General features: G+C 64.1%; 20 protein-coding genes and 1 pseudogene. 11 read left to right on the top strand and 10 right to left on the bottom strand.

Features of this window, described 5'->3' with window-relative positions; translation table 11 throughout:
• Nucleotides 1-139, bottom strand: a pseudogene (locus Q7U49_RS15460) (16S rRNA (cytidine(1402)-2'-O)-methyltransferase); the annotation flags it as partial.
• Nucleotides 140-159: 20 nt separating this feature from the next.
• On the opposite strand from Q7U49_RS15460, the gene Q7U49_RS15465 reads away from it, so the two are divergent.
• The 3 genes from Q7U49_RS15465 (at nucleotide 160) to Q7U49_RS15475 (ending at nucleotide 1,894) form a co-directional block, all read left to right on the top strand.
• Nucleotides 160-597, top strand: a complete 438-nt coding sequence (locus Q7U49_RS15465; RefSeq protein WP_304765727.1) for a YraN family protein — start codon at nucleotides 160-162, stop codon at nucleotides 595-597.
• Between the two features lie 62 nt (nucleotides 598-659).
• Nucleotides 660-1,235 (top strand): SIS domain-containing protein, encoded by a 576-nt coding sequence (locus tag Q7U49_RS15470; protein WP_304765729.1) that lies wholly within the window; start codon nucleotides 660-662, stop codon nucleotides 1,233-1,235.
• The gene (locus Q7U49_RS15475) at nucleotides 1,235-1,894 is read left to right on the top strand and encodes a BON domain-containing protein (RefSeq protein ID WP_304765731.1); all 660 of its coding nucleotides are present in this window, start codon (nucleotides 1,235-1,237) and stop codon (nucleotides 1,892-1,894) included. Before Q7U49_RS15470 ends, Q7U49_RS15475 begins: the two co-directional genes overlap by 1 nt.
• Nucleotides 1,895-1,960: 66 nt before the next feature.
• Here Q7U49_RS15475 and Q7U49_RS15480 read toward each other — a convergent pair whose 3' ends face one another.
• From Q7U49_RS15480 to Q7U49_RS15490, 3 genes are all read right to left on the bottom strand, one after another.
• Nucleotides 1,961-2,896 carry an NAD(P)-dependent oxidoreductase gene (locus tag Q7U49_RS15480; RefSeq protein ID WP_304765734.1) on the bottom strand — a complete coding sequence of 312 codons (936 nt, stop codon included), beginning with the start codon at nucleotides 2,894-2,896 and terminating at the stop codon, nucleotides 1,961-1,963.
• Nucleotides 2,897-2,959: 63 nt separating this feature from the next.
• Entirely contained in the window at nucleotides 2,960-4,096 is a 1,137-nt protein-coding gene (locus Q7U49_RS15485; RefSeq protein WP_304765737.1) for a PilT/PilU family type 4a pilus ATPase, read from the bottom strand.
• Nucleotides 4,097-4,122: 26 nt separating this feature from the next.
• Nucleotides 4,123-5,166 (bottom strand): type IV pilus twitching motility protein PilT, encoded by a 1,044-nt coding sequence (locus Q7U49_RS15490; RefSeq protein ID WP_304765739.1) that lies wholly within the window; start codon nucleotides 5,164-5,166, stop codon nucleotides 4,123-4,125.
• 34 nt (nucleotides 5,167-5,200) lie between these two features.
• Here Q7U49_RS15490 and Q7U49_RS15495 point away from each other — a divergent pair, with 34 nt between their 5' ends.
• Entirely contained in the window at nucleotides 5,201-5,893 is a 693-nt protein-coding gene (locus tag Q7U49_RS15495) for a YggS family pyridoxal phosphate-dependent enzyme (RefSeq protein WP_304765742.1), read from the top strand.
• On the opposite strand, the gene Q7U49_RS15500 is transcribed toward Q7U49_RS15495, so the two are convergent.
• From Q7U49_RS15500 to rocF, 3 genes are all read right to left on the bottom strand, one after another.
• Entirely contained in the window at nucleotides 5,881-8,526 is a 2,646-nt protein-coding gene (locus Q7U49_RS15500; protein ID WP_304765745.1) for an EAL domain-containing protein, read from the bottom strand. The genes Q7U49_RS15495 and Q7U49_RS15500 overlap by 13 nt on opposite strands.
• A 5-nt stretch (nucleotides 8,527-8,531) precedes the next feature.
• Nucleotides 8,532-8,951: an Lrp/AsnC family transcriptional regulator gene (locus Q7U49_RS15505; protein WP_304765747.1), complete on the bottom strand. Its 420-nt coding sequence runs from the start codon at nucleotides 8,949-8,951 to the stop codon at nucleotides 8,532-8,534.
• Nucleotides 8,952-9,022: 71 nt separating this feature from the next.
• Nucleotides 9,023-9,943: an arginase gene (gene rocF / locus Q7U49_RS15510; protein WP_304765749.1), complete on the bottom strand. Its 921-nt coding sequence runs from the start codon at nucleotides 9,941-9,943 to the stop codon at nucleotides 9,023-9,025.
• 183 nt (nucleotides 9,944-10,126) lie between these two features.
• Here rocF and Q7U49_RS15515 point away from each other — a divergent pair, with 183 nt between their 5' ends.
• From Q7U49_RS15515 to Q7U49_RS15535, 5 genes are read left to right on the top strand one after another with little or no spacing between them, the layout of a single operon-like run.
• A complete protein-coding gene (locus Q7U49_RS15515; RefSeq protein ID WP_304765752.1) occupies nucleotides 10,127-10,405 on the top strand; it encodes a 2Fe-2S iron-sulfur cluster-binding protein in 279 nt (92 codons plus the stop codon).
• Nucleotides 10,392-11,714, top strand: coding sequence for an FAD-dependent oxidoreductase (locus Q7U49_RS15520; protein ID WP_304765755.1), 1,323 nt, complete (start codon nucleotides 10,392-10,394; stop codon nucleotides 11,712-11,714). Before Q7U49_RS15515 ends, Q7U49_RS15520 begins: the two co-directional genes overlap by 14 nt.
• Before the next feature lie 57 nt (nucleotides 11,715-11,771).
• On the top strand, nucleotides 11,772-12,620 hold the full coding sequence (locus tag Q7U49_RS15525) for a transporter substrate-binding domain-containing protein (RefSeq protein ID WP_304765758.1): 849 nt from the start codon (nucleotides 11,772-11,774) through the stop codon (nucleotides 12,618-12,620).
• Nucleotides 12,621-12,648: 28 nt separating this feature from the next.
• The gene (locus Q7U49_RS15530; protein WP_304765760.1) at nucleotides 12,649-13,305 is read left to right on the top strand and encodes an amino acid ABC transporter permease; all 657 of its coding nucleotides are present in this window, start codon (nucleotides 12,649-12,651) and stop codon (nucleotides 13,303-13,305) included.
• 19 nt (nucleotides 13,306-13,324) lie between these two features.
• Nucleotides 13,325-14,080: an amino acid ABC transporter ATP-binding protein gene (locus Q7U49_RS15535; protein ID WP_304765763.1), complete on the top strand. Its 756-nt coding sequence runs from the start codon at nucleotides 13,325-13,327 to the stop codon at nucleotides 14,078-14,080.
• A gap of 10 nt (nucleotides 14,081-14,090) precedes the next feature.
• Here Q7U49_RS15535 and Q7U49_RS15540 read toward each other — a convergent pair whose 3' ends face one another.
• Nucleotides 14,091-15,272, bottom strand: coding sequence for an FAD-binding oxidoreductase (locus tag Q7U49_RS15540; RefSeq protein WP_304765765.1), 1,182 nt, complete (start codon nucleotides 15,270-15,272; stop codon nucleotides 14,091-14,093).
• Between the two features lie 76 nt (nucleotides 15,273-15,348).
• On the opposite strand from Q7U49_RS15540, the gene Q7U49_RS15545 reads away from it, so the two are divergent.
• Nucleotides 15,349-16,407, top strand: coding sequence for a 3-deoxy-7-phosphoheptulonate synthase (locus Q7U49_RS15545; protein ID WP_304765767.1), 1,059 nt, complete (start codon nucleotides 15,349-15,351; stop codon nucleotides 16,405-16,407).
• Between the two features lie 9 nt (nucleotides 16,408-16,416).
• Here Q7U49_RS15545 and Q7U49_RS15550 read toward each other — a convergent pair whose 3' ends face one another.
• On the bottom strand, nucleotides 16,417-16,902 hold the full coding sequence (locus Q7U49_RS15550; protein WP_304765770.1) for a glutathione peroxidase: 486 nt from the start codon (nucleotides 16,900-16,902) through the stop codon (nucleotides 16,417-16,419).
• Between the two features lie 21 nt (nucleotides 16,903-16,923).
• Entirely contained in the window at nucleotides 16,924-18,207 is a 1,284-nt protein-coding gene (lplT, locus tag Q7U49_RS15555) for a lysophospholipid transporter LplT (protein ID WP_304765773.1), read from the bottom strand.
• Between the two features lie 124 nt (nucleotides 18,208-18,331).
• Between lplT and alr the strand changes: the two genes are divergently transcribed.
• Entirely contained in the window at nucleotides 18,332-19,423 is a 1,092-nt protein-coding gene (alr, locus tag Q7U49_RS15560) for an alanine racemase (RefSeq protein WP_304765775.1), read from the top strand.
• Nucleotides 19,424-19,430 lie beyond the last annotated feature (7 nt).

Here is a 19,430-nt window from a genome sequence, read left to right on the forward strand (position 1 = left end):
CCCGCTGCAGCACATGCAGGGCGCGCAGCGTGATGTCGGCCAGGTTGCCAATGGGGGTGGCCACCACATACAGGCTGTGCTCTGGATAATGCTGATGGCTGGCCGCTGCCTGGGCTGCGGTCAGTGCCAACTCAAACAATGAAGCAACAGGGGAGTTCAATGGCGGTGTCTAAAGAAGGGGTTGAGCGGGCAAAGGGTGGGGCCAGACGACCAACCACCCGCGCACTCGGCGAGGCCGCAGAGCTCGGCGCCCTGGCACACCTGCAGGCCGCCGGGCTGGTGCTGGTGGCCCGCAACTTCCGCTCGCCGGGGCGGGGCGGTGGTGAGGTGGACCTGATTATGCGGGAGCCCGACGGCACGCTGGTGTTTGTGGAGGTGCGTGCCCGGGCGGGCACCGGCCATGGCGGCGCGGCCGCCAGTGTGGGTTGGGCCCAACAGCGGCGGGTGATTTTTGCGGCCCGCCATTTTCTGGCGCGCTTGCCGGTGTGGCCTCCGTGCCGCTTCGATGTGGTGGCGCTGCAGGGCGACGGCGGGGCCGGTGAGGCAGCAGAGCTGGTGTGGCTGAAGGCCGCTTTTGATGCCAGCGGTTACAGCTGAACCCATCCATGAGCCGCCCTTGGGGCGGCGCTGTGCGGGGCGTGCCCGTATCATCGGCCCCCATGCTTGTCCACCGTGTCCAACAGCAGTTCATTGACAGTGCCGATCTCACCTACCAGTGTGCCGAAGCGCTGGGGGCCAGTGTCGATGCGGCCATTGGTGCGCTGCTGGCGACGGTCACCGGGGGCGGCAAGGTGGTGGCGTGTGGGCTGGGTTCGGGCGGCGTGCTGGCCCAGTTGCTGGTGGCCCACCTGGTCAATGGCCTGGAGCGCGAGCGCCCGGCGTTGCCCGCCTTGCTGCTGCAACCGGATGCGGGGGCACCCGATGCGGTCTTGCGCCAGTTGGGGGCCCTGGCCGCGGCCGAGGAGTTGTTGTTGCTGGTGGGCGACACCACCGAACCCGAGCGCTGGCAGGCCTTGGTGCGCACCGCCCACGAGCGCGATATGGTTGTGGTGGCGCTGACCGGTCTGGGGGCTGGCGCGGTGGCCCGGGTACTGCGCGACACCGACGTGCACGTGGCCGTGCCACACACCCGCCTGACCCGCGTGCACGAGGTGCACCACCTCGTGCTCAATTGCATGTGTGATGGCATCGACGCCCAACTTCTGGGCGATGCCGCTGACTTGGAGAACACCTGATGAATGTCCTGACGACCCTTGGGCCCCGGCCTGCTGCCCTGGCCCTGGCCCTGGTGTTGGGTGTGGGTGCCACCGGCTGTGCGCCTTTGTTGGTGGGCGGGGTGGCCACCACCGCCATCGTGGCCAATGACCGCCGCACCTCGGGCGCGCAGCTCGAAGACCAGGGCATCGAGCTGCGCGCTGCCAACCGCCTGCGCGACGCCCTGGGCACCCGTGGCCATGTGAACGTGACCAGCTACAACCGCCAAGTGCTGCTGACCGGCGAGGTGCCCACGGAGGCCGACAAGCTGCAGGTCGGGCAGTTGGTGGCAGGGGTGGACAACGTGAGTGCCGTGCACAACGAATTGGCGGTGCTGGGCAACTCCACCCTGACCCAGCGCACCTCCGACACCCTGGTGACTGCCCGCGTCAGGGCTTCGCTGGTGAATGCCAAAGACCTGCACTCCAGCGCCATCAAGGTGGTGACGGAGCGGGGCACGGTGTACCTGATGGGCCGGGTCACCCAGCGTGAATCGGACCGGGTCACGCAGATTGCGCGCACGGTTCAGGGCTCGCAGCGGGTGGTGCGCCTGTTCGAGCTGATTTCCGAGGCCGAGCTGGCGCGTTTGCAGCCGCCGCCCGCGCCCAAGGCGGTATCCCCCAGCGCACCTGTCAACTGACCGGGGCCTCTGGCCGCCCGCCCGAGTTTGGGCGAGGCAGGCAGTGCGAGGCCACGGCTGGCCTGGTCAGTCGCTGCTGTCGGTGGTTTTTTGCAGGCGTTTGATCAGGCTGGACGTGTCCCAGCGGTGGCCACCCATGCGCTGCACGTCGGCATAAAACTGGTCCACCAGCGCGGTCACTGGCAGGCGTGCCCCGTTGCTGCGGGCTTCGTCCAGCACCAGTCCCAGGTCTTTGCGCATCCAGTCCACCGCGAAGCCGAAGTTGAACTGGTCGGCCACCATGGTTTTGCCCCGGTTGTCCAACTGCCAGCTCTGGGCCGCACCCTTGCCGATGACATCGAGCACCAGGTTCATGTCCAGCCCGGCATGCTGGCCAAAGGCCACCCCCTCGGCCAGCCCCTGCACCAGCCCGGCGATGCAGATCTGGTTGACCATTTTGGCCAGCTGCCCTGCGCCCGAGTCACCGACGCGGGTCACGGCACGGGAATAGGCCAGTGCCACCGGCTGCATGGCATCAAAGGCGGCTTGGGTGCCGCCACACATCACCGTCAGCACGCCGTTCTCGGCACCGGCCTGTCCGCCGGAGACGGGCGCATCCACAAACGACAGGCCCTTGGATTCGGCCAGCGCCGACAGTTCGCGCGCCACGGAGGCCGATGCGGTTGTGTGGTCCACAAAAATGGCACCCGGCTCCATGCCCGCAAAGGCACCGGCAGGCCCGGAGGTGACGCTGCGCAGGTCGTCGTCATTGCCCACACACGCAAACACCAGCTGGGCGCCCTGGGCCGCTTCTTCGGGGGTGGTGGCCATGACGGCGCGCTCGTGCAGGGCCATGTCGTCGCACCACGCGATGGCCTTGGCGGTGGTGCGGTTGTACACCGTGACATGGTGGCCAGCACGCACCAGATGGGCCGCCATGGGGTAACCCATGACGCCCAGGCCCAGAAACGCCACGCGGCTTGGCGGGCAAAATTCGTAGGTTTTATGACCAATGGTGCTCATGAAGTATCCTGTAAAAGTAGAGCTAACTATTGTTGATGGATAAGCGCGGAGTGGCTTTTTTCTTCAAATAATAGACAGGTGTTCGGTACCGGCCGAGATGTCTTGCGATTTGGCCCGCTGCGACTGCAGCTTGATGGACAGGCGCAGGTCGTTGACCGAGTCGGCGTTGCGCAGCGCATCTTCGTAGCTGATGATGCCGTGCTCGTAGGCGTCGAACAGCGCCTGGTCAAAAGTTTGCATGCCCATGTTGCGGCTTTTCTTCATGATCTCCTTGATCTCGGAGACCTCGCCCTTGAAGATCAGGTCGGCAATCAGCGGGCTGTTGAGCATGATTTCCACTGCGGCATGTCGGCCCTTGAGGTCCTGCTTGGGCACCAGCCGCTGTGAGACCATGGCCTTGAGGTTGAGCGACAGGTCCATCAGCAGTTGCTGGCGCCGCTCCTCCGGGAAGAAGTTGATGATGCGGTCCAGTGCCTGGTTGGCGCTGTTGGCGTGCAGGGTGGCCATGCACAGGTGGCCGGTCTCGGCAAAGGCCACGGCGTGTTCCATGGTTTCGCGGTCGCGGATTTCGCCCATCAGAATCACGTCGGGCGCCTGGCGCAGGGTGTTTTTGAGAGCTGCTTCCCAGCTGTTGGTGTCCAGCCCGACCTCGCGCTGGGTGACCACGCAGTTCTTGTGCGGGTGCACAAACTCCACCGGGTCTTCCACGGTGATGATGTGGCCCTGCGAGTTTTCGTTGCGCCAGTCGATCATGGCCGCCAGGGTGGTGCTTTTGCCCGACCCCGTGGCCCCGACGATGATGCACAGGCCGCGCTTGGTCATGGTCACGTCTTTGAGCACAGGCGGCAGGCCCAGGCCATCGATGGTGGGCAGCGTGGACGGAATCACCCGCATCACCATGCCAACCTTGCCCTGCTGAATGAAGGCGTTGACCCGAAACCGCCCGATGCCCGGTGGCGAGATGGCGAAGTTGCACTCCTTGTTCAGCTCGAACTCGGCGGCCTGCTTGTCGTTCATGACGGCGCGGGCCAGCGTGAGGGTGTGGGCCGCGTTGAGCGGCTGCGGGCTGACCCGCACGATCTTGCCGTCCACCTTGACCGCGGGCGGGAAGTCGGCGGTCACGAACAGGTCGCTGCCCCCACGGCTGACCAGCAGCTTGAGCAGGTCGTTGACGAATTTGCCGGCTTGGTCGCGTTCCATGGCGGTGTCCTGTGGGTTGGCGGGGTTCAGCCGGGAAAGTTGTCGGGAATCTTGGCCTTGCTCCTGGCCTCGGCCGCACTGATGATGTTGCGCTTGACCAGGTCCGCGAGGTTCTGGTCCAGGGTCTGCATGCCCATTTGGTTGCCAGTCTGGATGGACGAGTACATCTGCGCCACCTTGGCCTCACGGATGAGGTTGCGGATGGCGGGTGTGCCCAGCATGATTTCGTGTGCCGCCACCCGGCCCTGGCCGTCCTTGGTCTTGCACAGGGTTTGCGAGATCACCGCCTGCAGCGACTCGCTGAGCATGGCGCGGATCATTTCCTTCTCGGCCGCCGGGAACACGTCGATGATCCGGTCGATGGTCTTGGCGGCACTCGAGGTGTGCAGGGTGCCAAACACCAGGTGGCCGGTTTCGGCCGCGGTCATGGCCAGACGGATGGTTTCCAGGTCGCGCATTTCACCCACCAGGATGGCGTCCGGGTCTTCGCGTAGCGCCGACTTGAGGGCGGCGGCAAAGCTTTGTGTGTGCGGGCCGACCTCGCGCTGGTTGATCAGGCATTTCTTGGATTCGTGAACAAATTCAATCGGATCTTCTACCGTGAGGATGTGGCCGAACTCGTTTTCATTGAGGTAGTTCACCATGGCCGCCAGGGTGGTGGACTTGCCCGAGCCCGTGGGGCCGGTCACCAGCACCATGCCGCGCGGCTTGAGTGCCAGCTCGGCAAAAATTTTCGGGCAGTTGAGTTGCTCCAGCGTCAGGATTTTGCTGGGAATGGTCCGGAACACCGCGCCCGCGCCCCGGTTCTGGTTGAAGGCGTTGACCCGAAAACGCGCCAGGCCTTCGATCTCAAACGAAAAGTCGATCTCCAGGAACTCCTCATAGCGTTTGCGCTGGGCGTCGTTCATGATGTCGTACACCATGGCATGCACCTGCTTGTGGTCCAGGGGCTCCACGTTGATGCGCCGCACATCGCCGTGGACCCGGATCATCGGGGGCAGCCCCGCCGACAAATGCAAATCGGACGCCTTGTTCTTGACGCTGAAGGCCAGCAATTGGGTGATGTCCACAGAGGTTCCCTTTTGTTTGTTACGCTTGGTAATTATGACCAAGATTTCAACACAACTCAGCGCGGTGCGTGAGCGGATCCAAGCGGCTTGCCGGGCTTCTGGCCGGCCCACTGAAGCGGTGGCTTTGCTGGCCGTTTCCAAGACCTTTGGGGCCGACGCGGTGCAGGCGGCCTTTGAGGCTGGTCAGACCGCTTTTGGCGAAAACTACATCCAGGAAGCGGTCGGGAAAATCACCGCGCTGCGCCACCTGCCGCTGGTGTGGCACTGTATCGGCCCCATCCAGAGCAACAAGACCCGTCTCGTGGCCGAGCACTTTGACTGGGTGCACACGGTGGACCGGCTCAAGATTGCCCAGCGCCTGAGCGAGCAGCGCCCCGCAGAGTTGCCGCCATTGCAGGTGTGCATTCAGGTCAATGTGGATGGCGGGCCGACCAAGTCGGGCGTGGCGCCCGAAGACGCGTTGGCGCTGGCGCAGGCCGTGGCCGGCTTGCCGCGTTTGCGCCTGCGCGGCGTGATGTGTATTCCGGAACCAGCGCCCGACTTTGAGGCCGCGTGCCAGGTCTTCAAAAGGGCCGCAACCCTGTTCGACGCCTTGAAGGCACAGGGCCTCCAGCTCGACACCTTGTCGATGGGCATGAGCGCCGATCTGGAGGCGGCCGTTGCCTCGGGCAGCACCCTGGTGCGCGTGGGCTCCGCCATTTTTGGCGCGCGCCACTATCCGGTCTGAGCGCTGTCCGCGCTTGAGCTTGCGGCCTCGGGCGCCGGCGTTGGCTTGCCAAACAGGTAGCCCTGAAAGTAGCGACAGCCCAGTGTCAGCAAGGCATCGCGCTGCGCCGCGCTTTCCACGCCTTCGGCGATCACCGCCAGCCCCAGGCTGTCGCCGAGCGAGACGATGGCGCGGATGATGCTGACATTCTGCGGGTGCTCCAGCATGTCGCGCACAAAGGCCTGGTCGACCTTGAGCTGGTGCAGTGGCAGGCGCCTGAGAATCGCCAGTGACGAGTAGCCGGTGCCAAAGTCGTCCAGCGACAGGCGCACGCCGAGATCACGCAGCGCATCCATCTTGGCCATCACGTCGGGCACATCCTCGACCAGTTGACTCTCGGTGAGTTCCAGTTCCAGCCGCGCCGCGTTGGCGCCGGTTTGCAGCAGCATGGTTTGTACCCGGGCGACAAAACTGGGTTGGCGAAATTGTGCCGCGCTGACATTGACCGCAATGGTCCAGTGGTGCTGCGCGGCCTGCTGCGAAAACGCCTGCAATTGAAGACAGGTACTGCGCAAGACCCAGTCGCCCAGCGCCACGATCAGTCCGGAAGACTCGGCTACTGCAATGAATTCACCCGGCAGAATCAGGCCGCGCATTGGGTGTTGCCAGCGCAGCAGCGCTTCGAAACCCAGCGTCTGGCCCTGGTCGTTCACCTGTGGCTGGTAATACAACACAAATTCGTCATGGGCCAGCGCCCAGCGCAGGTCGGCCTCCAGCGTGGTGCGTGCCACCACCTGGGCTTGCATGTCGGGGTTGAAAAACCGCAGCGTGTTGCGCCCCGCTACCTTGGCCTGGTACATGGCCATGTCGGCCTGTTTGAACAGTTCTTCGCGCGTCTCGGCGGGGTTGTCAATCAGTGCCACGCCAATGCTGACACTGGTGCGGCAGGTTTGGCCGCGCAACTGGTATTTTTGGCTGAGTCGGTCCAGCAGTTTCCGGGCCACCTGCTGCGCTTGCCGCGCGGCCTCGCCCGGCTCGATGCTCAGGTTCACCAGCATCACCACAAATTCGTCACCGCCCTGGCGCGCCAGCGTGTCCTGGGTGCGCACGCATTCGCGCATGCGCTCGGCGATCTGGTGCAGCAGCTCGTCACCCACATCATGACCGAGGGTGTCGTTGATGTCCTTGAAGTTGTCGACGTCGAGGAACATCAGGGCGGCATGCTGGGGCGCGCGCGGCAGTGAAGTGAGCAACTGCTGCACCCGGTCCTGCAGCAGGCGCCGGTTGGGCAGGCCGGTCAGGGGGTCATAAAACGCCAATTGGTGGATGGCTTCTTCGGCCTGTTTGCGCCGGGTCATGTCGGTTGAAATACCGCACAGCGCGTACACGTGGCCGGCACTGTCGCGCAAGGGCAGCTTGACCGATAAAAAGCTCTGCGTGACCCGGCCATCGACACTGCGGTTGACTTCTTCCTCTTCGACCCGCTCACCGTGCTCAATCACGCGCAGGTCATTGGCGCGCAACCTGGCCACCGTGAGCTCGTCAAAGAAAGCGCTGTCGGTTTGCCCGACCACCTGTTCGGCGCTGCGCCCAAACAGGTGCGCCACCCGGCTGTTGACATACTGGTAGCGCAGTTCGAGGTCCTTGATGTAGATGAAGGCGTCCACGCTGTTGAGGATGGTGTTGAGCCGCTCTTCGCCGGCACGGACGTGGGCGGTTTTTTGCGCCACCTGGCGGCGCAGCCAGGTGCTCAGGGCGAGCGCCAGCACCAGCGCAGCCACCAAACCCGCGAGCAGCCACCACAAGGTGCGCGGTATGACAAATTCGGGCGCCGCCTGCAGCCAGCGCTTCAAGGCCTGCGCATAAGGCGAGTCGGACTGCGCCTGCCATGGCTTCAAATGACGGTCAATGGCGGCCAGCAGCACACCATTTTGGCCTTTGGTGGTGGCGTAATACAGCTGCGCGGGCAGGAACACCACGGCAGTCGGTTCCAGATCAAACCGGGACGCCTGCAGGTCGCCAAAAAAACGACTGGCCGCAACGACGTCGGCGTTGCCCTGGCGCACTTGCCCGAAACCCTGCTCAAATGAATCGGCATGGACCCAAGTGGGAGAAATGGCAAAGCCATTCAGCAAGTTTTCCAAAAAAGGCGCTTGCACCGAGCCGTCAATGATGGCGATGCGCTTGCCCTGCAAGTCGGTGATGGTCCGGATCGGCTCACTCTTGCGGGTGTACAGCTGCGACCAGCTCAGCAGCGCCGGCACGTCGTGAAAATCAAAGAGCTGTGCACGTTGCTCGTTGTAGGCCACGTCGGGCATCAGGTCGATCTCGCCCCGGCCCAGTGCGTTCAGGCAGGCCTGCCATTCACAGGGCACGGCCACCACTTGCCAGCGTTCCCGCTCGGCCACGGCCATCAGCACGTCGCCCAGAATGCCACTGGGCTGGCCACGGTCGCCCAAAAACAACTTGGGTGCGTTTTCATAGACACCGACCCGCACGGTGCGCTTTGGCGGGTCGGCGGCGAGCGCGCCGGTCGCGGTCAGGAGCGCGGTCAGCACCAGCCAAGCCATGCGCTGCACCAGGCGCCTTGAGAAGTCAGCGCAGTCCCCCTGCTGTTTGACAGCATCGGTCAGCGCAGCTTGGGGGGTGTTCATGGCTACTAACGGTAGGTCGCCAGGTGGATGTTGGTCTCGGTGCTGCGGATGCCCTTGATCAGCCGGATGCGCTCCAGAATTTGCGACAGCTCGGCCATTGAGGTGGCCTCCAGCTCGGCCAGCAGGTCCCAGCGGCCATTGGTGTCGTGCAAGGCCGCGACGCCGGGTTCGCCCAGCAAACTGGCAATCACCAGCCGGGTCTGGTTGCCTTCCACCAGCACCTCCATCCAGGCGCGGATGCTGCTGCGCCCGGATTCGGGCCGCATCTTGACCGTGTAGCCCAGAATGACCTGCGCATCTTCGAGCTTGCGGATGCGGTTGGTGACCGTGCCGCGCGAGACCTTGAGCTTGTGGGCGAGGTCGGCCACGTTCATGCGCGCGTTCTGGCGCAGCAGACCGATCAGGCTTTGGTCAAGTTCATCCATGGCTGTCAAAAAAGTTGGAGCAGGCACTCAAAGTGGCAATTAAACACCAAGACCGCAAGGCTTTGTGACGATTAACCCGCCTTGCGCATCAGTGTGCTCTTGCCAAACAGCGACTCGATCAAATCCACCGCCACCTCGGCGGTGCGGTTGCGCACGTCAAAGGCCGGGTTGAGTTCCATCACGTCGAGCGAGGCCAGGCGGCCGGTGTCGGCGATCATCTCCATGCACAGTTGCGCCTCGCGGTAGGTCGGGCCGCCGCGCACCGTGGTGCCCACGCCGGGCGCAATGTCGGGGTCGAGAAAGTCGACGTCAAAGCTCACGTGCAGATGGGTGTTGGCATCGACCAGCGCCAGCGCCAGCTCCATGGCGGCGCGCATGCCCATCTCGTCGATGAAGCGCATGTCAAACACCTCCAGCCCAGCCTCATGCACCAGGCGTTTCTCGCCCGCATCGACACTGCGAATACCGATCTGGCGCACCCATTTGGGGTTGATGGCCGGCACCTGGCCGCCAATGCCGGTCAGCTCGGGCGGCCCATAACCGCACAAACACGCCACCGGCATGCCGTGGAGGTTGCCGCTGGGCGTGAGCGCGCTGGTGTTGAAGTCGGCATGGGCATCGAGCCACAACACGCGCAGTTTTTTGCCGCTGTCGCGGCAATGGCGCGCCACCGCGCTGATCGAGCCCAGGCCCAGGCAATGGTCGCCACCCAACACGATCGGCAGCCGGTTTTGCTGCAGTTCGGCATACACCGCGTCATGCACGGTCTGGTTCCAGGCGACCACCTCCGCCAGGTGGCGGTAGCCGTCCACCGGTGGCAGCCACGGGTTGCTTGGCCCGCTCAGATTGCCGCGGTCTTGCACCTGCAGGCCTTGGCTTTCCAGCACCTGGACGATGTTGGCCACGCGCAAGGCTTCGGGCCCCATGCTGGCGCCGCGGCTACCGGCGCCAATGTCGGTGGGTGCGCCGATCAGGGAGATATGGGGGTTCATGGTGCTTGAGTTCCTGAAAATGAAGCTGGCCTGGGCGTAACTGGAAGACAGACTGTGCGCAGTTTAGTCAGATTCAGCAGCGCAGCGCACTCGTTGCTCGGATGAAGCGCAGCGCAATCCGGGGTCGACCAATTTTGAGGTTTAATAGCTCACCTAATTTGTCCAAATGTAATTTCAGAGAACATGATCGACGACACGTTTTTCTGGCAGGGGCATCCGGTGCTTTTCCGACCCGGGGAAACCTTTGCCGCCGCCTTGCGCCGTTCGGTTCTGGATGACCTGGGGCCGGCCATGGGGCAATTGCGCGGCCGTTACTTTTGCGGCATCGGCGCCTGTCAGGCCTGCCTGGTGTCGGTCAACGGCGCGGCGCCGGCCGAAGCCTGCCTGACACCGGCGCGCGCCGGCGTGCAGCTGACCCTGGCCGCGTTGCCCGTGAGTGAGGTGCACCGTGTCACAGCCTGACGTGCTCGTGGTGGGCGGCGGGCCGGCCGGCGTGGCTGCCGCGGTGGCGCTGACCGGCATGGGTTTGCGTGTCATGCTGGTTGAGCAGCGCGATCGCCTGGGTGGTGCCATCCACCGCGCTTACGTCGGTGCAGGCCCCAGCGCCATCCAGCGCAACGCGCACCATCAGCGCTGTTGGCAAGCCTTGCTGGAGCAGGTCAACCAAGCGGGCGAACTGCTGACGCTGCAACTGCAATCGGTTTTTCTGGGTGTCGAGGGCGAGGGTCGTTATCTGCTCGATGACCGGGTGGCGGGGTGCGTGCGCCCTGTGCGCCCCAAGGCCGTGGTGATGGCCGTGGGCGGCGTCGAGCGGGTGTTGCCGGTGCCAGGCTGGGAGCTGCCAGGCGTGAGCACGGTGGGCGGCATGCAGGTGCAGCTCAAGGAAACCGGCGAAGCACCGCAAGGCCGGATCCTGGTGGCGGGCAGCGGGCCGCTGCCCCTGGCTTTGGCCGCGCAGTTGGCCGCGGCCGGCAATCCGCCCTTGGCGCTGCTGGAACGCGGCACGCCGTTTGGCATGGCGCTGCTGCAACCGGCTGCGGCCCTGGCTGGTTTGCGCAGTGGGCCACAGCTGGTCGAGGCGCTGGGCTATGCCAGTCAGTTGCTGCGCTTTGGCGTGCCCTACCGCACGGGTTGCACGGTGACGGCGATTGAAGCGGTGCCGCAGGGCCTGCGCGTGGCCGTGGTCGACCGGCGTGGCCGGACCCTGGTGTACGAGGTCGCTCATCTGGCCCTGCACGACGGCCTGGAGCCCAACCAGACTGGCTTGCCGCGTCAAGCGGTGGCGGGCTTGCCGGTGGTCTGGGCCGGCGATTGCCGTGAAGTGCTGGGCGCCGATGCAGCGATTCACGATGGTCGGCGGGCCGCGCTGGAGGTCGGGAAAATCCTCGGGCACCCTTGCCCACAGGCCGGCTTTGATGCCCCGTTGCAGTCGGCCCGGCGCCTGCAGTCGGCCTTGCGCACGCTGTACCAGGCACCCCACCCCGCCATCACGCCCGAGACCGTGCTCTGTCGCTGTGAGGGCTTGCGCGCTGCCAGCGCTTCGGCACTGCAGGGTGCGGCCTCGGCGCATGAAATTCGGGTGGTCGGCCGATATGCCATGGGTCCCTGCCAAGGCCGTTTTTGTGCGCGCAACGCACAAGCGCTGGCCGCCCAGGCGGGGGTGTCGTTTGAACCCCTGGACCTGCACGGCAGCGTGCCGCGCTGGCCGTTGCGACCCGTGTCGGTGGCGGCGCTGGCGGCCTATGCCGATGACGCGTCGACGACCCCTTGATGACCGCGCGATCCATTTTTTTGCAACCGGCAGTTTTGCCTTTACCAGGAGAAGACAATGACACTGAACCCACGACGCCATTTCACCATGGGTATCGCCGCGCTGGCGGCCAGCTGCCTTGCCGGTGCTGCGCTGGCACAGGCCCCCGCTGCGGAGCAAAGCACCTGGGACCGCATCAACAGCACCAAGACCCTGCGCGTGGGTGCGGTTGCCGGTGCCCCGCCGAATTACCAGAAAAACCTGGCGACCGGCGAGTGGAGCGGCATCATGGTGGACCTGGCCAAAGATTTGGCGGCCAAGCTCAACGTCAAGCTGGTGGTCACCGAGACCACCTGGGGCAACTCGGTGCTCGACCTGCAGACCAACAAGCTGGACATCTTTTTTGGCCTGAACCCGACGCCGCAACGCCGCGAGGTGATCGACTTCACCGTGCCGCTGTACCAGAACGCCTTCACGCTGATCGCCAAGAAAGGCTTCCAGGCCAAGACCTGGGATGACCTGAACAAGCCCGAGGTGACGATTGCGGTCGATGTCGGTTCGTCCTATGACAACCTGGTGACGGCCATGTACGACAAGGCGAAAATCTTGCGCTTCGAGAAATCCAACGACGCCACCATGGCGGTGCAAACCGGGCGCGCCGACGTGCAGCCGCTGGTGGTCACGGTGTCGGTTGGCATCCTGAAGAAAAATCCCAACATCGGTCACCTGATCGTGCCCGAGCCACTCAAGGGCACGACCACCAATGCCGGCCTGCGCAAAGAGACCGACAAGACCTGGCAGACCTACGTGGACAAATGGATCACCGAACTGCGTGCCGCCGACCAGGTAAACCCGATCGTGCTGTCCAACCTCGACAAACTCATGGGCATCAAGCCCGCAGAGATTCCGGTGATCGTCAAGTTCTGATTCGCATCTTTGATGGTCAGGAGAATCTGTGTACCAGTGGAACTTTGAATTTTTGTGGGAATACCGCAGCCTGTTTGCCACCGGCCTGCTCTACACGCTGGGCTATACCGCGATGTGCATTGGGTTGGGGTTGCTGTTTGGCCTGATCGCCGGCATGGGGCAGTTGTCGCGCTTCGGCGTGGTGCGCTGGCCCATGAAGGGCTACGTGGAGCTGTTCCGATCGACGCCGGTGCTGGTGCAGATCATCTGGTTTTACTACGCCCTGCCGGTGCTTCTGGGCATTGAAATGTCGCCGGCCATGGCAGCGATCTTGGCGCTGTCGCTGTACGGCGGTGCGTTTTACTCCGAGATCATCCGCGGCGGCATCATCTCGATCGAGGTCGGTCAGACCGAGGCGGCACGCGCCCTGGGCATGACGCGCTTTCAGATCATGCACCGCGTGGTGTTGCCGCAAGCGCTGCGGCGCATGACGCCGCCGCTGCTGAACCAGTCGATCATGCAGCTCAAAAACACCTCGCTGGTGTCCATCGTGGCCCTGCCGGACCTGGTCTACCAGGCGCAGGCCGTGGTCCACGAAACCTACCGACCACTGGAAACCTACACGCTGATTGCCTTGATGTACCTGGCCGTGCTGGTGCCTGCCACCAGCCTGATCAAGCGGCTGGAGCGGCGCGCCGACACCTGATTTTTTTGGAAACCAAGTCATGATTGAAATACAGGGGCTGCGCAAGCAGTTTGGCGACAACGTGGTGCTGCGCGACGTGTCGATGCAGGTCGCCAAGGGCCAGGTGGTGGCCCTGGTGGGGCCGTCGGGCTCGGGCAAATCCACGCTGCTGCGCTGCATCAACCTGCTGACCCTGCCCGATGCCGGCAGCATCCGGGTCGGCACCCACGCGTTCAGCTTTCAGGGCGCCGCCACCAAGCTGCCGAGCGACCGCGTGCTGGCGCGTTTTCGGGCCAACACCGGCATGGTGTTTCAGCATTTCAACCTGTTCCCGCACATGACTGCCTTGCAGAACGTGATGGAGGGCATGGTCACGGTGCTGCGCACGCCCAAGACAGAAGCGCGCGAACAGGCGCTGCAATTGCTCGACAAAGTGGGTTTGTCCGACAAGGCCGATGCCCATCCGCAACAGCTCTCGGGCGGCCAAAAACAGCGCGTGGCCATTGCCCGCGCGCTGGCCATGCAGCCGCAGGTGATGCTGTTTGACGAAGCCACGTCGGCGCTCGACCCCGAGCTGGTGGGCGAGGTGCTGGCGGTGATCCAGTCGCTGGCCAAGGACGGCATGACCATGGTCATCGTCACCCACGAAATTGCCTTTGCGCGTGAAGTGGCCGACGTGCTGGTGTTCATGCGCGACGGTGTGGTGGTGGAAAGCGGCCCGGCCAGGGATGTGATCGATCACCCGCAGCAGGCCGCCACCCAGGCTTTTTTAGCGCGCTTTCACGACAAGCCTTAAAGTGTTGGGGTCAGAGCACGTCGCTGTGCGAGTGGTCTGACCCGCAAGGTTTCAGGAAACGTGCGGGTGTCAAGGCGGCCAGGTCCTGGGCGCTGTCCTGCCCCAGCGCCCAGCGCGCCACGGCGGCACCCACCAGCGGCCCCAGGCAAATACCGTCGCCCTGCATGGCGGTGGCCAGGATCAGACCGTCCAGTTCGGGGTGCCGGCCAACGATGGGCAGGCCGTCTTCGGTGGTGGCGCGGATGCCGGCGAAGGTGCGAATGACCCGTTGGCGCGCCAGCGGCGGGTAGACGTCAATGGCCTCGCGCAAAATGGTCGTCACCGTGCGGATGTCGGTCTGGCGGTCCAGCACGCCGGTCTCGCGGCTGCTGCCTATCAGGAACTGGCCGGTGCGCAGCGGGTCGATCACCAGGCTGACCGAGCTTTGCTGAGCCGTGGGCGTGTGTTTGGAGGCCAGGTAACTGGCCGACATCAGCGGCCCGGGCAGCGCCGCGTAGCCAAAGGCAGCGCGGTCGGTCACGATCAGCTGACCCTTGCGCGGAATCATCACCTTGTCCAGTCCCAAAAAATGCATCGAATCAATGCCCGCGGCCAGCACCACCACATCAGCCAGCAGGCGCCCGCCAGGGGTTTCCACGCCGATCACGCGCTGACCTGACAGCACCAGCTCGAGCACCGGGGTGTGCCGCAGCGGCACCACATTGGCACACGCCAGCAAGCGGTGCGTCACTTCGTAGCCAATGGCATGGCCGTCCCGGGGCACCTTGAGCCCGGCCAGCACGCTGGCGCCCAGGCCTGGCACCCGCCGCATCAGCATGGTGCGGTCAAGCCACAGCGTGGCCTCGCCCTGGTGGTCGAGGTCGCGCTGCTGCGCGGCAATCACCGCCACTTCAAGGTCGTTGCGGGCAAACAGGTAGGTGGGGCGGGTGTGGAACAGGTCGGTCAGAATTTCATCCTGCACCAGTTGGGCATACAGGTCGCGCGCCTGGCGTGCCAGTTGCATCATCACGCCGGGACGCTTGCTGGCCACCGACACCGCGCCATCCGAGGCACCGGTGGCACCCGCTGACGGCGCTTTAGCATCGAGCACGGTGACTTTGGCGCCGGCGCGGCTCAGGTAAAACGCGGTGGCCGCGCCCACGATACCGGCGCCGATCACAAGAACATGGGGAAAAGGTCGACTGTCAGGCATGTTGGGGGTGTGAGAACTGGCCTTATTAGAACCCACTCATAAAATCAAGGCTATTTCCGCTCTATTCAAAACTCCCATGACCTTCCCCACCCCGCTTGAAAACCTGAACGTGCTGTCGCAGCAAACCCTGCTGCCGCCGAGTGCCTTGCACGACGCCGTGCCCGCCAGTGAGCGCGCCACCCAGACCGTCAGCGCGGCCCGCACCGCTGTGGCCAACATCCTGCAGGGGCGTGACCCGCGCCTGCTGGTGGTGGTGGGGCCGTGTTCGATTCACGACCTGGTGGCGGCACGGGACTACGCTCAACGCTTGAAGGCGCTGGCCGATGAACTGAAAGACCAACTGTTCATCGTGATGCGGGTTTATTTTGAAAAGCCGCGCACCACCGTGGGCTGGAAAGGTCTGATCAACGACCCGCGCATGGACGACTCGTTCCACATCGAAGAGGGCTTGCATCTGGCGCGTCAGTTGCTGGTGGACTTGAACGACATGGGCTTGCCCTGCGGCACCGAGGCGCTGGACCCGATCACGCCGCAGTACCTGGGCGACCTGATTGCCTGGAGTGCCATTGGCGCGCGCACCACCGAGAGCCAGACCCATCGCGAAATGGCCAGCGGCCTGTCGAGCCCGGTGGGTTTCAAGAACGGCACCGACGGTAACCTGGACGTGGCGCTCAACGCCATGCTGTCAGCCGCCCAGCCGCACACCTTTTTGGGCATCAACGGTGAAGGCCAGGTGGCCCTGACACAGACCCGCGGCAATGCCCATGGCCATTTGATTCTGCGCGGCGGCAGCGTGCCCAACTACGACTCGGTGTCAGTGGCGCAAGCCGAGGCCGAACTGACCAGGGCTAAATTGCCGGTGAATATCGTGGTCGACTGCAGCCACGGCAACTCGCGCAAAAACCATGCGCTGCAAAGCCTGGTGCTGAAAGACGTGGTGGGGCAGATGGTGGACGGCTGCCGCGCCATCAAGGGTGTGATGCTGGAATCCAACCTGTTTGAGGGCAACCAGAAGCTGGCCGACCCCAAGGACCTGCGCTACGGCGTGTCGATCACCGATGCCTGTCTGGGCTGGGATGAAACCGCCAATGGCTTGCGCGACGCGGCGCAACGGCTGCGCGCGGTGGCGCGTTAAGAACGCGCTTCAGGCCGCCAGCGCGGCTTGAATGTCCTTGGCCAGGCTTGCGGGGGTGTCGGTAGGGGCGTAGCGTTTCAGTACCCGGCCATCCTTGCCGACCAAAAACTTGGTGAAGTTCCACTTGATCGATTTGCTGCCCAGCAGGCCGGGCGCTTCCCCCGCCAGCCACAGGTAAAGCGGGTGGGCACCCGCGCCGTTGACCTCGATCTTGGCCATCATCGGGAACGTGACACCGTAGTTGCGCTGGCAAAAGCCGGCAATCTCGGGGTTGCTGCCCGCGTCTTGCGCGCCAAACTGGTTGCAGGGGAAACCCAGCACCACCAGGCCTTGTTGGCCATGGCTTTCATGCAGTTGCTCCAGCCCGGCAAACTGCGGTGTGAAGCCGCAGGCACTGGCGGTGTTGACGATCAGTAGCACCTTGCCCTGAAAGGTTTTCAGAGCCACTGGCTTGCCATCAATGGCCAGCGCTTCAAAGTCATAGACAGTCGTCATGGCGTCCCCTTGTGATCAGAATCAACCATGGGCCTTGTCGTTTCTGGCGATGGCCAGCAAGCGGTCGATTTCTTCGTGGTGGTGCGTCAGGTTGCTGGCATGCCAGCGTCGAATGAGCCACATGAAGCCGGCAATCACCAGGCCAAAGCCGGTGATGGCCGCAAAAGTCGGCAAGCCCAGCCCGGTGGACAGGCTGTAAAGCGCGCCCAGTACCAGAATGCAGGCCTGTTCGTTGAAGTTCTGCACGGCAATCGAGCGCCCGGCGCCCATCAGGTTGTGGCCGCGGTGTTGCAGCAGCGCGTTCATGGGTACCACCAAAAAGCCGCCCAGGGCGCCCAGCAAAATCAGGAACGGCGCAGCCACCCAGACATTGGTGATGAAAATCAGGCCGATGATCAACAGGCCCATGACAATGCCCAGGGTGATCACGCGTGGACCGTCTTCAAGCTTCATGCGCATCGACGCCATGACCGCACCCACCGCCATGCCAATGGCCACCACGCCTTGCAAGGCCGACGCCTGGGTCACCGAATAATCCAGCGCGGCGGCGGCCCAGGCCAGCACGATGAAGCGCAAGTTGCCCGCCACCCCCCAGATCAGCGTGGTGGCCGCCAGCGAGATTTGCCCCAGCTTGTCGCGCCACAAGCGGGTGTTGCAGGTCCAGAAATCGGGCAGCAGGGTCAGCATGCGTTTGGGCATCGGGCGCATCAGCACACCCGTGAGCGGGATGTGGGTGTTGAACCAGGCCGCCAGCAGATAGACAAAAATCAGCACCGAAATGGCCGCCTCGGCCGGGTTGTTGATGCCGGTGTTGATGCCAGGGATGTCAATGGCGAGCAAATGCTGTGACACGTGGCGCCCGACCAACTGGCCCCCCAGCAAGACCCCCAGAATGATCGAGCCGATCGTCAGGCCCTCGATCCAGCCATTGGCCTTGACCAGTTGCGAGGCGGGCAGGAGTTCGGTCAGGATGCCGTATTTGGCAGGTGAATAGGCCGCGGCACCAAGGCCGACGATGGCATAGGCCAGCAGCGGGTGGGTGCCAAACAGCATGAAAAGACAACCCGCGATCTTGATGAAGTTGCTCACCAGCATGACCCGGCCCTTGGGCATGGAATCGGCAAAAGCGCCGACAAAAGGTGCCAACACCACGTAAAACAGGGCAAACATGGGCACCAGGGCCGCCTGTTGCCATTGCGGCGCGTGGCTGGTGCGCAGCAATTGCACGGCGGCTACAAACAAGGCGTTGTCGGCCAGCGAGCTGAAGAACTGCGCTGACATGATGGTGAAGAAGCCGCGTTTCATCGATGGTTTTTTTGCAACCGCGTGCGGCGGCGCTTTAAGGGGTGACATGTCTCCAAACGTTACCGGGTTATAGCACGCCGCTGCAGTGTCAAAATCGCCCTAACGCAATTTCTCCAGAGCTTTTATGCCCCGCCCGATCCTTGCCACCATCCACACCGCTGCGCTGCAGCACAACTTGGCGCGCAACCGCCAGGCTGCCCCTGACGCCAAGGTCTGGGCGGTGGTCAAGGCCAACGCCTATGGCCATGGCATCGAGCGCGTGTTTGAAGGCTTGCGCAGTGCCGATGGCTTTGCCTTGCTCGACCTGGCGGAAGCCCAGCGGGTGCGCGACCTGGGCTGGCGTGGCCCCATTTTGTTGCTGGAAGGGGTGTTCGAAGCGCGCGACCTCGAACTGTGTTCGCGCCTGGATTTATGGCACACGGTGCATTGCGACGAACAGATCGACATGCTGGCGGCCTGCAAGACGCACGTCGGGCACCGCGTGTTCTTGAAAATGAACTCGGGCATGAATCGGCTGGGTTTTACCCCGGCGCGTTACCGCAGTGCCTGGGCGCGCCTGAATGCCTTGCCGCAGGTGGATGAGATCTCGCTCATGACGCACTTCAGCGATGCCGATGGCGGCCAGGGCATTGCCGCGCAAATGGCCTGTTTTGCCGAGGTCACGCGTGACCTGCCGGGCGAACGCTCGTTGAGCAACAGTGCCGCCAGCCTGCGCCATGCCGATGCGGTGCTGGCCTCGGACTGGATTCGCCCCGGTATCAGCCTGTATGGCAGTTCGCCTGACCACCCCGAGCACCTGGCCGGTGACTGGGGTTTGCTGCCGGCCATGACGCTGGCGGCCAAGATCATCGCGGTGCAGGACATTGCAGCGGGTGCCAGCGTGGGTTATGGCTCGAAGTTTGTGGCCGAGGCACCGATGCGCCTGGGCGTGGTGGCCTGTGGTTATGCCGATGGCTACCCGCGCGTGTGCCCCACTGGCACACCGGTGCTGGTGGCCGGCGTGCGCAGCCGACTGGTCGGGCGTGTCAGCATGGACATGGTCACGGTGGACCTGACGCCGGTGCCCGAGGCCGGCATGGGCAGCGAGGTGACGCTGTGGGGGCGCGCGGCCAATGGCGCGGTGCTCGGCATCGACGAAGTGGCGCAGGCCGCCGGCACGCTGGGTTATGAGTTGATGTGCGCACTGGCGCAGCGGGTGCCGGTGCAAATGGATTGATATACAT

Source organism: Rhodoferax sp., from assembly GCF_030653815.1.
GTDB lineage: Bacteria > Pseudomonadota > Gammaproteobacteria > Burkholderiales > Burkholderiaceae_C > Rhodoferax.

What these genes read in the sequence shown, in the direction of transcription:
- Q7U49_RS15485 (WP_304765737.1), bottom strand. Translation starts at nt 4,096, where the DNA reads ATGGAACGCGACCAAGCCGGCAAATTCGTCAACGACCTGCTCAAGCTG.
- lplT (WP_304765773.1), bottom strand. Translation starts at nt 18,207, where the DNA reads ATGAAACGCGGCTTCTTCACCATCATGTCAGCGCAGTTCTTCAGCTCG.
- rocF (WP_304765749.1), bottom strand. Translation starts at nt 9,943, where the DNA reads ATGAACCCCCATATCTCCCTGATCGGCGCACCCACCGACATTGGCGCC.
- Q7U49_RS15500 (WP_304765745.1), bottom strand. Translation starts at nt 8,526, where the DNA reads ATGAACACCCCCCAAGCTGCGCTGACCGATGCTGTCAAACAGCAGGGG.
- Q7U49_RS15475 (WP_304765731.1), top strand. Translation starts at nt 1,235, where the DNA reads ATGAATGTCCTGACGACCCTTGGGCCCCGGCCTGCTGCCCTGGCCCTG.
- Q7U49_RS15525 (WP_304765758.1), top strand. Translation starts at nt 11,772, where the DNA reads ATGACACTGAACCCACGACGCCATTTCACCATGGGTATCGCCGCGCTG.
- Q7U49_RS15535 (WP_304765763.1), top strand. Translation starts at nt 13,325, where the DNA reads ATGATTGAAATACAGGGGCTGCGCAAGCAGTTTGGCGACAACGTGGTG.
- Q7U49_RS15545 (WP_304765767.1), top strand. Translation starts at nt 15,349, where the DNA reads ATGACCTTCCCCACCCCGCTTGAAAACCTGAACGTGCTGTCGCAGCAA.
- alr (WP_304765775.1), top strand. Translation starts at nt 18,332, where the DNA reads ATGCCCCGCCCGATCCTTGCCACCATCCACACCGCTGCGCTGCAGCAC.
- Q7U49_RS15470 (WP_304765729.1), top strand. Translation starts at nt 660, where the DNA reads ATGCTTGTCCACCGTGTCCAACAGCAGTTCATTGACAGTGCCGATCTC.
- Q7U49_RS15540 (WP_304765765.1), bottom strand. Translation starts at nt 15,272, where the DNA reads ATGCCTGACAGTCGACCTTTTCCCCATGTTCTTGTGATCGGCGCCGGT.
- Q7U49_RS15495 (WP_304765742.1), top strand. Translation starts at nt 5,201, where the DNA reads ATGACCAAGATTTCAACACAACTCAGCGCGGTGCGTGAGCGGATCCAA.
- Q7U49_RS15505 (WP_304765747.1), bottom strand. Translation starts at nt 8,951, where the DNA reads ATGGATGAACTTGACCAAAGCCTGATCGGTCTGCTGCGCCAGAACGCG.
- Q7U49_RS15550 (WP_304765770.1), bottom strand. Translation starts at nt 16,902, where the DNA reads ATGACGACTGTCTATGACTTTGAAGCGCTGGCCATTGATGGCAAGCCA.
- Q7U49_RS15480 (WP_304765734.1), bottom strand. Translation starts at nt 2,896, where the DNA reads ATGAGCACCATTGGTCATAAAACCTACGAATTTTGCCCGCCAAGCCGC.
- Q7U49_RS15465 (WP_304765727.1), top strand. Translation starts at nt 160, where the DNA reads ATGGCGGTGTCTAAAGAAGGGGTTGAGCGGGCAAAGGGTGGGGCCAGA.
- Q7U49_RS15515 (WP_304765752.1), top strand. Translation starts at nt 10,127, where the DNA reads ATGATCGACGACACGTTTTTCTGGCAGGGGCATCCGGTGCTTTTCCGA.